Origin of the sequence: Kosakonia sp. PSU_27 (genome assembly GCF_039409795.1) — a bacterium.
Lineage (GTDB): Bacteria > Pseudomonadota > Gammaproteobacteria > Enterobacterales > Enterobacteriaceae > Kosakonia.
In genome coordinates this window covers 95,149-108,655 of sequence record NZ_JBCIVK010000006.1, presented here as the reverse complement: position 1 = coordinate 108,655, position 13,507 = coordinate 95,149, and the positions used below count along the sequence as shown (strand labels likewise).

13 protein-coding genes are annotated in these 13,507 nt (G+C 54.7%); 11 read left to right on the top strand and 2 right to left on the bottom strand.

Going from position 1 to position 13,507, the window contains the following annotated elements; translation table 11 throughout:
* The first annotated feature begins 178 nt into the window (after positions 1–178).
* From ugpB to ugpQ, 5 genes are all read left to right on the top strand, one after another.
* Positions 179–1,495 (top strand): sn-glycerol-3-phosphate ABC transporter substrate-binding protein UgpB, encoded by a 1,317-nt coding sequence (ugpB, locus tag AAIG26_RS16265; protein WP_017459565.1) that lies wholly within the window; start codon positions 179–181, stop codon positions 1,493–1,495.
* Positions 1,496–1,594: 99 nt separating this feature from the next.
* Positions 1,595–2,482, top strand: a complete 888-nt coding sequence (gene ugpA / locus AAIG26_RS16260) for a sn-glycerol-3-phosphate ABC transporter permease UgpA (protein ID WP_020455584.1) — start codon at positions 1,595–1,597, stop codon at positions 2,480–2,482.
* Entirely contained in the window at positions 2,479–3,324 is an 846-nt protein-coding gene (ugpE, locus tag AAIG26_RS16255; protein WP_045507774.1) for a sn-glycerol-3-phosphate ABC transporter permease UgpE, read from the top strand. The genes ugpA and ugpE overlap by 4 nt, the downstream gene beginning before the upstream one ends.
* A 269-nt stretch (positions 3,325–3,593) precedes the next feature.
* Positions 3,594–4,667, top strand: coding sequence for a sn-glycerol-3-phosphate import ATP-binding protein UgpC (locus AAIG26_RS16250; protein WP_017459562.1), 1,074 nt, complete (start codon positions 3,594–3,596; stop codon positions 4,665–4,667).
* Positions 4,664–5,404, top strand: a complete 741-nt coding sequence (gene ugpQ, locus AAIG26_RS16245; RefSeq protein ID WP_343180970.1) for a glycerophosphodiester phosphodiesterase — start codon at positions 4,664–4,666, stop codon at positions 5,402–5,404. Before AAIG26_RS16250 ends, ugpQ begins: the two co-directional genes overlap by 4 nt.
* On the opposite strand, the gene AAIG26_RS16240 is transcribed toward ugpQ, so the two are convergent.
* A complete protein-coding gene (locus AAIG26_RS16240; protein WP_343180969.1) occupies positions 5,401–5,814 on the bottom strand; it encodes a DUF2756 family protein in 414 nt (137 codons plus the stop codon). The genes ugpQ and AAIG26_RS16240 overlap by 4 nt on opposite strands.
* Positions 5,815–5,934: 120 nt before the next feature.
* Here AAIG26_RS16240 and ggt point away from each other — a divergent pair, with 120 nt between their 5' ends.
* Positions 5,935–7,695, top strand: coding sequence for a gamma-glutamyltransferase (ggt, locus tag AAIG26_RS16235; RefSeq protein WP_343180968.1), 1,761 nt, complete (start codon positions 5,935–5,937; stop codon positions 7,693–7,695).
* Positions 7,696–7,729: 34 nt separating this feature from the next.
* On the opposite strand, the gene yhhY is transcribed toward ggt, so the two are convergent.
* Positions 7,730–8,221, bottom strand: coding sequence for an N-acetyltransferase (gene yhhY, locus AAIG26_RS16230; RefSeq protein WP_020455578.1), 492 nt, complete (start codon positions 8,219–8,221; stop codon positions 7,730–7,732).
* A 320-nt stretch (positions 8,222–8,541) separates the two neighbouring features.
* On the opposite strand from yhhY, the gene AAIG26_RS16225 reads away from it, so the two are divergent.
* From AAIG26_RS16225 to gntU, 5 genes are all read left to right on the top strand, one after another.
* Positions 8,542–9,579, top strand: a complete 1,038-nt coding sequence (locus AAIG26_RS16225) for an oxidoreductase (protein WP_020455577.1) — start codon at positions 8,542–8,544, stop codon at positions 9,577–9,579.
* A gap of 123 nt (positions 9,580–9,702) precedes the next feature.
* A complete protein-coding gene (locus AAIG26_RS16220) occupies positions 9,703–10,398 on the top strand; it encodes a pirin family protein (protein WP_343180967.1) in 696 nt (231 codons plus the stop codon).
* A gap of 102 nt (positions 10,399–10,500) precedes the next feature.
* Positions 10,501–11,496 carry a gluconate operon transcriptional repressor GntR gene (gntR, locus tag AAIG26_RS16215; RefSeq protein ID WP_045507789.1) on the top strand — a complete coding sequence of 332 codons (996 nt, stop codon included), beginning with the start codon at positions 10,501–10,503 and terminating at the stop codon, positions 11,494–11,496.
* A 136-nt stretch (positions 11,497–11,632) separates the two neighbouring features.
* A complete protein-coding gene (gntK, locus tag AAIG26_RS16210; protein ID WP_343180966.1) occupies positions 11,633–12,166 on the top strand; it encodes a gluconokinase in 534 nt (177 codons plus the stop codon).
* Positions 12,163–13,503: a gluconate transporter gene (gene gntU / locus AAIG26_RS16205; protein WP_045507792.1), complete on the top strand. Its 1,341-nt coding sequence runs from the start codon at positions 12,163–12,165 to the stop codon at positions 13,501–13,503. The genes gntK and gntU overlap by 4 nt, the downstream gene beginning before the upstream one ends.
* Positions 13,504–13,507: the final 4 nt, after the last annotated feature.

Sequence of the window (13,507 nt, the reverse complement as noted above, 5' to 3'; positions counted from 1 at the left end):
GCCCCATTAACCGCCATTTTTCCTTCACCGTACCATCATCCTGGCGACATTTTGCTGACGCCTGGCTGTCATCTATTTGTAATTAAATGGTTATTTTTCTGTAATTCGAGCATGTCATGTTACCTCGCGAGCATAAAAACGCGTGAAATCGCGCATCCGCATAACAAGAGAGAGCACAATGACAACGTTACGACATACAGCTTTGGGTCTGGCGATGGGGTTAGTCTTTGCAGGTAACGCCATGGCGGTAACCACCATTCCGTTCTGGCATTCGATGGAAGGGGAGTTAGGTAAAGAAGTTGACTCCCTGGCGCAACGTTTCAATGACACCCACCCGGATTACAAAATCGTACCGATCTATAAAGGCAACTACGAGCAGAGCCTGAGCGCGGGTATCGCTGCCTTCCGTACTGGTAACGCACCGGCGATTTTGCAGGTTTACGAAGTCGGTACCGCCACCATGATGGCGTCTAAAGCGATCAAACCGGTCTACCAGGTGTTTAAAGACGCGGGCATCAACTTTGATGAAAGCCAGTTTGTGCCGACCGTTGCGGGTTACTACACCGATTCTAAAACGGGTCATTTGCTCTCTCAGCCGTTCAACAGCTCTACACCCGTGCTGTATTACAACAAAGACGCCTTTAAAAAAGCGGGTCTGAATCCGGATCAGCCGCCGAAAACCTGGCAGGATCTGGCCGAATACACCGCCAAACTGAAAGCGGCCGGGATGAAATGCGGCTACGCCAGCGGCTGGCAGGGCTGGATCCAGATTGAGAACTTCAGCGCCTGGCATGGTCTGCCGGTTGCGACCAAAAACAACGGCTTTGACGGTACTGACGCGGTACTGGAGTTCAATAAGCCGGAGCAGGTGAAACACATCGCCATGCTGGAAGAGCTGAACAAAAAAGGCGATTTCAGCTACTTCGGGCGTAAAGATGAGTCCACTGAGAAGTTCTATAACGGCGACTGCGCCATTACTACTGCCTCTTCTGGTTCGCTGGCAGATATTCGCCATTACGCCAAATTCAATTATGGCGTTGGCATGATGCCGTATGACGCCACCGTGAAAGGTGCGCCGCAGAACGCCATTATCGGCGGCGCAAGCCTGTGGGTGATGCAGGGTAAAGACAATGCCACTTACAAAGGCGTTGCCCAGTTCCTCGACTTCCTGGCGAAACCGGAAAACGCAGCGGAGTGGCACCAGAAAACTGGCTACCTGCCGATCACTACCGCAGCGTACGATCTGACGCGTAAAGAGGGCTTCTATGACAAGAACCCGGGCGCAGATATCGCTACGCGTCAGATGCTGAACAAGCCGCCGTTGGCGTTCACCAAAGGTCTGCGTCTGGGCAACATGCCGCAGATCCGTACCATTGTTGATGAAGAGCTGGAAAGCGTATGGACCGGTAAGAAAACCCCGCAACAGGCGCTCGATTCCGCCGTTGAGCGTGGTAACCAGCTGCTGCGCCGCTTCGAGCAGTCCACCAAGTCTTGATGTAGTGTTTTGCCGGGAGAAAAGAGCTTATCCGGCAGACAAAGACGGCCTACTTAACGGTAGGCCGTTGCTATCCGGCCTATCTGAAAAGAGTTGCTTATGTCCTCATCCCGTCCGGTGTTTCGTTCGCGCTGGCTCCCATACGTGTTAGTAGCGCCGCAGCTGGCTATCACCATTATTTTCTTTATCTGGCCTGCGGCTGAAGCGCTGTGGTATTCGGTACAAAGTGTCGATCCGTTCGGCCTCTCCAGCCAGTTTGTTGGGCTGGATAATTTCGTCGCGCTGTTTCACGACAGCTATTACCTGGACTCTTTCTGGACCACCATGCGCTTTAGCGCGTGGGTGACGTTTAGCGGCCTGCTGGTTTCCCTGTTTTTTGCCGCGCTGGTGGATAACGTGGTGCGCGGCAGTCGCATTTATCAAACGCTCATGCTGCTGCCCTACGCCGTTGCGCCAGCGGTTGCCGCTGTGCTGTGGATTTTTCTCTTTAACCCCGGCCGCGGCTTGCTTACCCATTTTCTGGCGCAGTTTGGCTATGACTGGAACCATGCGCAAAACAGTGGCCAGGCCATGTTCCTCGTGGTTTTTGCTTCGGTATGGAAGCAGATCAGCTACAACTTCCTGTTCTTCTTTGCCGCTTTGCAGTCAATTCCGCGCTCACTGGTTGAAGCCGCCGCCATTGACGGTGCCGGGCCGATCCGTCGCTTCTTCAAATTGTCGCTGCCGCTCATTGCGCCGGTGAGTTTTTTCCTGCTGGTGGTTAACCTGGTGTACGCCTTTTTCGACACGTTCCCGGTGATCGACGCCGCGACAGCCGGTGGCCCGGTTCAGGCGACGACGACGCTGATTTATAAAATTTACCGCGAAGGTTTCGCCGGGTTGGATCTCTCCACGTCTGCGGCACAGTCGGTGGTGCTGATGTTTTTGGTGATAGTGCTGACGGTGGTCCAGTTCCGTTATGTTGAAAGTAAGGTGCGCTACCAATGATTGAGAATCGCCCCGGGCTGACATTATTCAGCCATATCATGCTTATTCTCGGGATTGCGGTGGTGCTGTTCCCACTGTATGTCGCCTTCGTAACGGCGACGCTGGATATCAACGCCGTGTACGACACGCCCATGACGCTGATCCCCGGCACCCACTTGTGGGAGAACCTGCGCAACATCTGGGTCAAGGGTATTGGCGCGAATAGCGCGCCGTTCTGGTTGATGCTGACCAACAGCTTCATCATGGCGTTTGTCATCACCGTCGGCAAAATCGCCGTATCGATGCTCTCTGCCTTCGCCATTGTCTGGTTCCGTTTTCCGCTGCGTAACCTCTTCTTCTGGATGATCTTCTGCACGCTGATGCTGCCGGTTGAGGTGCGTATTTTCCCAACGGTGGAAGTGATTGCAAACCTGAAAATGCTCGACAGCTACACCGGTTTGACGCTGCCGCTGATGGCCTCCGCAACAGCAACGTTTTTGTTCCGCCAGTTCTTTATGACCTTGCCGGACGAGTTGATGGAAGCCGCGCGAATTGATGGCGCATCGCCAATGCGTTTTTTCCGCGACATCGTGTTGCCGTTGTCAAAAACCAACCTCGCGGCGCTGTTCGTCATCACCTTTATCTACGGCTGGAACCAGTATTTATGGCCGCTGCTAATTATCAGCGACGTCAATCTTGGCACCGCCGTGGCGGGGGTAAAAAGCATGATTGCCAGCGGTGAAAGCACCACGCAATGGAACCAGGTCATGGCAGCGATGTTGCTGACGTTGATCCCCCCGGTCGTTATCGTTTTAGCCATGCAGCGCGCCTTTGTGCGTGGCCTGGTCGACAGTGAGAAGTAGGCTGTATCCCTTGATTGTGCGTGACGTCGACGCTGAGCCGAAACCGCGTAATCAAGGCGGAGGATGATGGACATAGTGGGCCTATGTCCAAATCCGACAACGCAGAGTACGCGGTTTCGGCACGCGTCCCGAAGGGCTGGGGCCATTTTTGCCCAAAGCTGCGTTACTCGCGTTTTATTTGGGCCCACCAAACTTCGCCGCTCGCGCCTTGCCTTGGGCAAAAATGGCCGCCAGCGACGTTCACGAACAATCAAGAGATGCAACCTTATATGGCAGGATTAAAATTACAAGCGGTCACCAAGAGTTGGGACAGCGGCAAAACCCAGGTGATCCAGCCGCTGACGCTGGATGTCGCAGACGGTGAGTTTATTGTGATGGTTGGCCCGTCGGGCTGTGGTAAATCAACGCTGCTGCGCATGGTCGCAGGCCTGGAGCGCGTAACCAGCGGGGATATCTGGATTGATACCCAGCGCGTCACCGAAATGGAACCCAAAGATCGCGGTATCGCGATGGTGTTCCAGAACTATGCGCTCTACCCGCACATGAGTGTGGAAGAGAATATGGCGTGGGGGCTGAAAATTCGCGGCATGGGTAAAGAGCATATCGCCGGGCGTGTCGCGGAAGCGGCGCGTATTCTTGAATTAGAGGGCCTGTTAAAACGCCGCCCGCGCGAACTCTCTGGCGGCCAGCGCCAGCGTGTGGCGATGGGCCGCGCGATTGTCCGCGATCCAGCGGTGTTTCTCTTCGATGAACCGCTTTCCAACCTTGACGCCAAGCTGCGTGTGCAAATGCGCCTTGAGCTGCAACAACTGCATCGTCGTCTGAACACTACTTCACTGTACGTTACCCACGATCAGGTGGAAGCAATGACGCTGGCGCAGCGCGTGCTGGTGATGAATAAAGGCGTGGCGGAGCAAATTGGTACGCCGGTTGAGGTGTATGAAAAACCCGCCAGCCGCTTTGTGGCGAGCTTTATCGGTAGCCCGGCGATGAACCTGCTTGATGGCCGTATCAGCAGCGCCGGTACGCACTTTGAACTGGAGAGCGGCATGGCACTGCCGATCAACTGGTACTATCGCGGGTATGCAGGCCGCAAGATGACGCTGGGTATCCGCCCGGAACATATTGCGCTAAGCTCACAGGCCGCAGGCGGTGTACCGCTGGTGATGGACACGCTGGAGATCCTCGGCGCGGATAACTTAGCGCATGGTCGCTGGGGCGAGCAGAAACTGGTGGTGCGTTTGTCGCATCAGGATCGCCCGACGGCAGGCAGCACGCTGTGGCTCCATTTGCCGGAAAATCACCTGCACTTATTTGATGGTGAAACAGGACAACGAGTATGAGCAACTGGCCATATCCCCACATTGTCGCCCATCGCGGCGGCGGTAAACTGGCACCGGAAAACACACTGGCTGCCATTGATGTTGGCGCGCGTTACGGGCACACGATGATTGAGTTCGATGCCAAGCTGTCGAAAGATGGGCAGATTTTCCTGCTGCATGACGACAATCTGGAGCGTACCAGTAACGGTTGGGGCGTCGCGGGCGAACTGGCGTGGAATGATCTGCTGAAAGTGGATGCAGGTGGCTGGTTCAGCGGTGAATTCAAAGGCGAACCGCTGCCGCTGCTCTCCCAGGTGGCCGAGCGCTGTCGCCAGCACGGCATGATGGCGAATATCGAAATTAAACCGACCACCGGCACCGGGCCGCTCACCGGTAAAGTGGTGGCGCTGGCCGCGCGCGAGTTGTGGGCCGGGATGACACCGCCGCTGCTTTCATCGTTTGAAATTGATGCGCTGGAAGCGGCGCAGCAAGCCGCGCCGGAACTGCCGCGCGGCCTGCTGCTCGATGAGTGGCGTGATGACTGGCAGGTGCTCACAGAACGGCTGGGCTGCGTATCGATCCATCTGAACCATAAACTGCTGGATGAAGCCCGCGTACGCATGTTGCGCGATGCGGGCTTGCGCATCCTGGTCTATACCGTCAACCAGCCCGCACGGGCGGCGGAACTGTTGCGCTGGGGCGTCGACTGTATCTGCACCGATAAAATTGACGATATCGGGCCGCACTTCCAGTACTAAGGTGTTGTCGACGGCGATGTGCTTTGCAGCATGTCGCCGTTTTGCGTTTGCGGCATCATATGTTGCTGCGTCATACCGCTGCTAGTTGTTCCCCCGCTGAGCATCCCGGGGCTGTTGTTGGGGAGCACTTGCTGGCCGCCGGGATTGAGCTCCCCCGGCTGCGCCTGCCTTACCCGTTGGGAATTGTTGTTCATCTGCATCTGCAATTGTTGCTGTTGCAGCTGGGTTTGCGTTTGCATCTGCTGTTTCAGCATTCCTTGATGCTGTTGCTGCTGGTTGAGCATCTGCGTCTGCATTCGCTGCTGGCTTGGGATCACATACCCCGGCTGGTGCGGATCATTGGTGGTGTTTAATGGCTGTGCGAAGGCGCTAAAGGGCAGCAGCGCCGCCAGAATCAGTAATCGTTTCATCGTCCTGTCCTCCATTGAGGTTTCCTATCAGTTTACTCGCTTTCATTCGTGACAATGCATTTTTAAGAGTTGTGAACCAGGCTTAAGCGGGGACTGTAGCCCTTACTCGGGAGAACGACGATGATGAAACAGAAGTTTGCGCGTTGGCTGGCGATTGCCGCGCTGATGGCGGGAGGATGTTTTGGCGTTGCGGCGGCGCCGCCAGAAGGGCAGGCGACCGCGCCGCCTCCGGTGTCTTACGGGGTTGAAGCCGATGTCTTTCATCCTGTTGTAGCGAAACAGGGCATGGTTGCCTCGGTGGATGAAACTGCCACGCGCGTCGGTGTCGATATTCTCAAGCAGGGCGGTAACGCGGTGGATGCAGCGGTGGCGGTTGGTTACGCACTGGCGGTCACGCATCCGCAGGCTGGTAACCTCGGCGGTGGCGGTTTCATGCTGATTCGTAGCAAAGAAGGGAACGTCACGGCGATTGATTTCCGTGAAATGGCCCCCGCTGGCGAGACACGCGATATGTTTCTCGACGATCAGGGCAACCCGGACAGTAAAAAATCCCTGACTTCTCATCTGGCGTCCGGCACGCCCGGCACCGTTGCAGGTTTCTCGCTGGCGCTGGAAAAGTACGGCACGCTGCCGCTGAACAAAGTGGTGCAACCGGCCATCAAGCTGGCGAAACAGGGCTTTGTGGTGAACGATGCGCTGGCGGGCGATTTGAAAACCTATGGCAGTGAAGTGTTGCCCAACCACGAAACCAGCAAAGCCATTTTCTGGAAAGATGGCGAGCCGCTGAAAAAGGGCGACAAGCTGGTGCAAAGCAATCTCGGCAAAAGTCTGGAGATGATTGCGGAGAAAGGTCCGGACGCCTTCTACAAAGGCGCGATTGCTGAGCAAATCGCCCAGCAGATGAGCAAAAACGGTGGGCTTATCACCAAAGAGGATTTAGCCAACTACAAAGCCGTGGAGCGCACGCCGATAAGCGGCAGCTATCGCGGTTACGAGATTTACTCCATGCCACCGCCCTCATCAGGCGGGATTCATATCGTGGAAATCCTCAATATCCTGGAAAACTTCGATCTGGCGAAGTACGGCTTTGGCAGTGCGGATGCGATGCAGGTGATGACCGAGGCGGAGAAGTATGCCTATGCCGACCGTTCGGAATATCTGGGCGATCCGGACTTTGTCAAAGTGCCGTGGCAGGCGTTAACCAACAAAGAGTACGCCAAATCGATCGCCGCGCAGATTGATGTCAACAAAGCGCGCCCCTCCAGCCAGATCCGCCCCGGCAAGCTGGAGCCTTACGAAAGTAACCAAACCACGCACTTCTCGGTGGTGGATAAAGATGGCAATGCGGTTGCGGTCACTTATACGCTGAATACGGTATTCGGCACCGGGATTGTCGCTGGCAATACCGGCATTCTGCTGAATAACGAAATGGATGATTTCTCTGCCAAACCGGGCGTGCCGAATGTCTACGGGCTGGTGGGCGGCGATGCGAATGCGATTGGGCCGGGCAAACGCCCGCTCTCTTCAATGTCGCCAACCATTGTGCTGAAAGATGGCAAAACCTGGCTGGTAACCGGCAGCCCCGGCGGTAGCCGTATTATCACAACAGTGTTGCAAATAGTGGTGAATAGCATCGATTTTGGTATGAATGTCGCCGAAGCTACCAACGCGCCGCGTTTTCATCATCAATGGCTGCCGGATGAACTGCGCGTCGAGAAAGGCTTTAGCCCGGACACGTTAAAACTGCTTGAACAGAAAGGGCAAAAAGTAGCAGTGAAGGAAGCGATGGGCAGTACGCAGAGCATTATGGTCGGGCCGGACGGTACGCTGTATGGCGCGTCGGATCCCCGCTCGGTGGATGATTTAACCGCCGGATACTGAACAATTCCTCTCCCCGTTTGGGGAGAGGAATTTCTTAGCCTTTCATTCGTGCCATATAGTACGAATCAACATACTCGCCGTTACGCAACGCATAACGCTTGCCTGTACCCTCAATCTCGAAACCAAATTTACGGTACACGGCGAGCGCGGGGGCGTTATCAGCAAACACCGTTAACTCAATGCGTTCGATGCGCAACCAGTTATCGCACAGGTTAATCATTTCACGCATCAGCGCACTGGCGACGCCCCGGTTCTGGAACGCCGATGATACCGCCATGCCAAAAAAGGCGACATGGCTACGGCGCGGATTTTGTTCCACCATTAACGTCAGGTTCCCGACAACTTGCTCGTCAATGCAGGCAACCAACTGGCGGCGGCCGGGTTGCGGCTTCAGGCGATCTTCCCACAGTTCAGCAGGGGGATGAGGTAGCTGTAGCAGGTTATGATACACCTCGGGTTGCGCATAAAACTGACGTAAAGATTCTGCATCGCGCGCTTCGGCATGGCGTACCACTATCTTGCTCATCCTGCTTCTCCTGTTGATGGGGTAGACAGCTACCTTCCTGGCTTTCTGGCGAAGCGTCAACTGCCATTTTTTGCAAAAAAAAGTGGACAAGTGCGAATGATAATGATTATTATTGCCATGCGTTCAGGGAAACCGTTGCGGTAATCCTGAAAGCACGACATTGCTCACATTGCTTCCAGTATTTCTTAGCCAGCCGCGTGCTGGCTTTTTTTTGCCTGCGATTTGCCTTCCCGTTTGCCGCCCTTTTGGGAAAAGGGTCAGGGACACGTCCTTTGCAGATGCGCTATGGTTGTGAGAGTCAACTTGATAAGGACTGGATTATGACGCTACATTGCGCCTTTATCGGCTTTGGTAAAAGCACCACCCGTTATCACCTACCGTATGTTCTGCACCGCAAAGACAGCTGGCATGTGGCGCATATTTTTCGCCGCCACCCGAAGCCGGAAGAGCAGCATCCGCAGTATCAACACATTCACTTCACCAGCGATATTGACGACATCTTTAATGATCCGCAGGTCAAACTGGTGATCGTTTGTACCCATGCCGACAGCCATTTCGACTACGCCAAGCGTGCGCTGGAAGCGGGTAAAAATGTGCTGGTGGAAAAACCATTCACCCCGACAATGGCGGAAGCGGTAACGCTGTTTGAGCTGGCAAAACGCAAAGGCCTGACGGTGACGCCGTACCAGAATCGTCGTTTTGACTCCTGCTTCCTCACCACGAAAAAGGCGATTGAAAGCGGCAAACTCGGCAACATCGTGGAAATTGAAAGCCATTTTGATTACTACCGCCCGGTAGCGGAAACCAAACCCGGATTGCCGCAGGACGGCTCATTTTATGGCCTTGGCGTGCATACGATGGATCAAATCATTTCGCTGTTTGGCCGCCCGGATCATGCCGCGTATGACATCCGCAGCCTGCGTAATAAAGCCAACCCGGATGATACTTTCGAAGCCCAGCTGTTTTATGGCGATTTAAAAGCCATCGTCAAAACCAGCCATCTGGTGAAGATTGATTACCCGAAATTTATCGTCCACGGCACCAAAGGGTCGTTTATTAAATACGGTATCGACCAGCAGGAAACCAGCCTGAAAGCCAATATCATGCCGGGCGAACCCGGTTTTGCCGCTGACGACAGCAAGGGCGTTCTGGAATATGTGAATGCGGCGGGTGAAACGGTGCGGGAAGAGGTCGCTCCGGAAACTGGCGACTATGGTCGCGTCTACGATGCGCTGTACGAAACGCTTTCAAACGGTGCGCCAAATTACGTCAAGGAATCTGAAGTTCTCACCAACCTTGAACTGCTGGAACGCGCTTTTGAGCAGGCTTCTCCTGCCACGATAACCCTCGCGAAATAACTGAAAAAGACTCCTCGCAACTTGTTCACTTTTTTTGAACAGAGGAGTCAATTTTCACCCTCTATGATCGTTGGTCAATTGCGTCCACACTTACTCCATCGAAAACATACGGGGGTAAACAAGATGATCTTCTTACGCAAAGCAAATGACCGTGGCCATGCAAATCATGGTTGGCTGGATTCCTGGCACACTTTCTCGTTTGCCAACTATTACGACCCAAATTTTATGGGCTTCTCGGCACTGCGTGTGATTAACGATGACGTAATCGATGCAGGCCAGGGCTTTGGCACTCACCCGCACAAAGACATGGAAATCCTGACGTATGTACTGGAAGGGGCGGTTGAACACCAGGACAGCATGGGCAACAAAGAACAGGTTCCTGCGGGCGAATTCCAGATTATGAGCGCCGGTACTGGGGTGCGCCACTCGGAATACAACCCGAGCAAAACCGACCGTCTGCGCCTGTACCAAATCTGGATCATTCCAGAAACTAACGGCATCACGCCGCGCTATGAACAGCGGCGCTTTGATGCGGTGCAGGGCAAACAACTGGTGCTATCGCAGGATGCGCGTGATGGTTCGCTGAAAGTGCATCAGGATATGGAGCTTTACCGCTGGGCGCTGCTGAAAGATGAGCAGTCTGTACACCAGATTGCCGCTGAACGCCGCGTGTGGATCCAGGTGGTGAAAGGCGAAGTCACTATCAACGGGACAAAAGCCACCACCAGCGATGGTCTGGCCATTTGGGATGAGCAGGCTATCTCGGTGCATGCCGATAGCGACAGTGAAATCCTGCTGTTCGATCTGCCGCCGGTATAATGTTGGTTAAATAAATGACGCAACCTCCTGGTTTTGGCCGGAAGGTTGCGTGTTGTCCGTGATAAACTGAGGAAATCTCTTACTCAGAAAAATGTCAGGACGATGAAAAAGAAAAGACCCGTACTTCAGGATGTGGCCGATCGCGTTGGCGTGACCAAAATGACCGTCAGCCGTTTTTTGCGTAACCCGGAGCAAGTTTCCGTCGCGTTACGGGGCAAAATAGCTGCTGCGCTTGATGAACTGGGTTACATTCCAAATCGGGCTCCCGATATTCTCTCCAACGCCACCAGCCGGGCGATTGGTGTGCTTCTCCCTTCCCTGACCAACCAGGTTTTCGCCGAAGTGTTACGCGGCATTGAAAGCGTGACCGACGCGCACGGGTATCAAACTATGCTGGCGCACTACGGTTACAAAGCCGAAATGGAAGAAGAGCGCCTGGAATCGATGCTCTCATGGAACATTGACGGCCTGATCCTTACCGAACGTACCCATACCCCGCGCACGCTGAAAATGATTGAAGTTGCTGGGATTCCGGTGGTGGAGCTAATGGACAGCCGCTCGCCTTGCCTCGATATTGCCGTTGGCTTTGATAACTTCGAAGCGGCGCGGCAGATAACGACCGCCATCATTGAGCGCGGCCACCGTCGGGTTGCTTATCTCGGCGCACGCCTGGACGAACGTACTATCATCAAACAGAAGGGTTACGAGCAGGCGATGCTGGAGGCAGGTTTAACGCCGTACAGCGTGATGGTGGAGCAATCTTCCTCTTATACCGCCGGTATTGAACTGATGCGCCAGGCGCGCCGCGAGTACCCTCAGCTTGACGGAATTTTTTGTACTAACGATGACCTTGCCGTTGGCGCGGCGTTTGAGTGCCAGCGTCTGGGGCTGAAAATTCCGCAGGATATGGCAATCGCCGGGTTCCACGGTCACGACATTGGCCAGGTAATGGAACCGCGTCTGGCAAGCGTGCTCACGCCGCGTGAACGCATGGGGCGAATTGGCGCTGAACGCTTACTGGCGCGCATTCGTGGTGAGTCAGTTACGCCGAAAATGTTAGATTTAGGTTTCACTTTGTCACCGGGCGGATCTATTTAGTCTGACAAATTTGAGCTAGCTCACACTTATTTATCTCTGGCACGAATGGATATTGCTTCTCCGTTACCCCAGCAGGACAATGTTACCGATAACAGTTACCCGTAACAATTCACTCTTGCACCAGTGGGGGCTACCCTTGAGCACGACTAACTTTGATCACCACGTTTATGTTCTGATGGGCGTTTCAGGCAGCGGTAAATCCGCTGTCGCCAGCGAAGTGGCGCATCAGTTACATGCCGCGTTTCTCGACGGCGACTTCCTCCATCCGCGCAGCAACATCACCAAAATGGCGTCCGGTGAACCGCTGAACGACGATGACCGCAAACCGTGGCTGCAGGCGCTGAACGACGCCGCTTTCGCTATGCAGCGCACCAACAAAGTGTCGCTGATTGTTTGCTCGGCGCTGAAAAAACACTATCGCGACCAGCTGCGCGACGGTAACCCAAACCTCTCTTTCATCTACCTGAAAGGCGACTTCGACGTGATTGAAGGCCGTCTGAAAGCGCGTAAAGGGCACTTCTTCAAAACGCAAATGTTGGTAACGCAGTTTGAAGCGCTGCAAGAACCGGGCGCGGATGAGCCGGATGTTCTGGTTGTGGATATTGACCAGCCGCTGGAGGGTGTTGTTGCCAGCACCATTGAAGTCATTACTAAAGGCAGTGCTAAGTGAGTACATTAACGCTTGTTTTAACAGCAGTAGGCTCGGTTTTGCTGCTGCTGTTTTTAGTAATGAAAGCGCGTATGCACGCTTTTGTTGCTTTGATGGTGGTTTCCATTGGCGCAGGGCTTTTTTCCGGGATGCCGTTGATTAAAATCGCGCAGACCATGGAAAAAGGGATGGGCGGTACGCTCGGCTTTCTGGCGATTGTGGTCGCGCTCGGCGCGATGTTCGGCAAAATCCTTCACGAGACCGGTGCGGTGGACCAAATCGCCGTCAAAATGTTGCGATCCTTTGGTCACAGTCGCGCGCATTACGCGATTGGTCTGGCGGGGCTGATTTGCGCGCTGCCGCTGTTTTTTGAAGTGGCGATTGTGCTGTTGATTAGCGTGGCGTTTTCCATGGCGCGTCATACCGGCACCAACCTGGTGAAACTGGTTATTCCACTGTTCGCAGGGGTTGCGGCAGCCGCGGCGTTCCTGCTACCGGGGCCTGCACCGATGCTGCTGGCATCGCAGATGCACGCGGATTTCGGCTGGATGATCCTGATTGGCCTGTGCGCGGCAATTCCGGGCATGTTGATTGCCGGTCCGCTATGGGGCAACTTTATCAGCCGCCATGTGGAGCTGCACATTCCTGATGATATTAGCGAGCCGCATCTGGGCGAAGGCAAAATGCCCTCGTTTGGTTTCAGCCTGTCGCTGATTTTGCTCCCGCTGGTGCTGGTGGGGATGAAAACTATCGCCGCGCGTTTCGTCACCGAAGGTAGCAATTTGTACGACTGGCTGGAGTTTATCGGTCACCCGTTCACCGCGATCCTCGTTGCGTGCCTGGTGGCGATTTATGGCCTGGCGATGCGACAGGGGATGCCGAAAGATCGTGTAATGGAAATCTGCGGTCAGGCGCTGCAACCGGCGGGCATTATTCTGCTGGTGATTGGTGCGGGCGGCGTGTTTAAGCAAGTGCTGGTGGATTCCGGCGTTGGCCCGGCACTGGGCGAAGCGCTGACCGGCATGGGCTTGCCTATCGCGATCACCTGTTTTGTGCTGGCTGCCGCGGTGCGCATTATTCAGGGTTCCGCCACGGTTGCTTGTCTGACGGCTGTCGGCCTGGTAATGCCGGTTATTGAACAGTTGCATTTCAACGGCGCGCAGATGGCAGCACTCTCTATCTGCATCGCGGGCGGTTCGATTGTGGTAAGCCACGTGAACGACGCCGGTTTCTGGTTGTATGGCCGCTTTACTGGCGCAACCGAAGCGCAAACGCTGAAAACCTGGACCATGATGGAAACCATCCTTGGCACCACCGGTGCGATTATCGGGATGATTGCGTTTTCACTGTTGAGCTAAGTTT

Coding starts and splice junctions, on each gene's coding strand:
- ugpE (WP_045507774.1), top strand. CDS start 2,479: ATGATTGAGAATCGCCCCGGGCTGACATTATTCAGCCATATCATGCTT.
- AAIG26_RS16225 (WP_020455577.1), top strand. CDS start 8,542: ATGACGCTACATTGCGCCTTTATCGGCTTTGGTAAAAGCACCACCCGT.
- gntR (WP_045507789.1), top strand. CDS start 10,501: ATGAAAAAGAAAAGACCCGTACTTCAGGATGTGGCCGATCGCGTTGGC.
- AAIG26_RS16220 (WP_343180967.1), top strand. CDS start 9,703: ATGATCTTCTTACGCAAAGCAAATGACCGTGGCCATGCAAATCATGGT.
- AAIG26_RS16240 (WP_343180969.1), bottom strand. CDS start 5,814: ATGAAACGATTACTGATTCTGGCGGCGCTGCTGCCCTTTAGCGCCTTC.
- ugpB (WP_017459565.1), top strand. CDS start 179: ATGACAACGTTACGACATACAGCTTTGGGTCTGGCGATGGGGTTAGTC.
- ugpQ (WP_343180970.1), top strand. CDS start 4,664: ATGAGCAACTGGCCATATCCCCACATTGTCGCCCATCGCGGCGGCGGT.
- AAIG26_RS16250 (WP_017459562.1), top strand. CDS start 3,594: ATGGCAGGATTAAAATTACAAGCGGTCACCAAGAGTTGGGACAGCGGC.
- ggt (WP_343180968.1), top strand. CDS start 5,935: ATGATGAAACAGAAGTTTGCGCGTTGGCTGGCGATTGCCGCGCTGATG.
- ugpA (WP_020455584.1), top strand. CDS start 1,595: ATGTCCTCATCCCGTCCGGTGTTTCGTTCGCGCTGGCTCCCATACGTG.
- yhhY (WP_020455578.1), bottom strand. CDS start 8,221: ATGAGCAAGATAGTGGTACGCCATGCCGAAGCGCGCGATGCAGAATCT.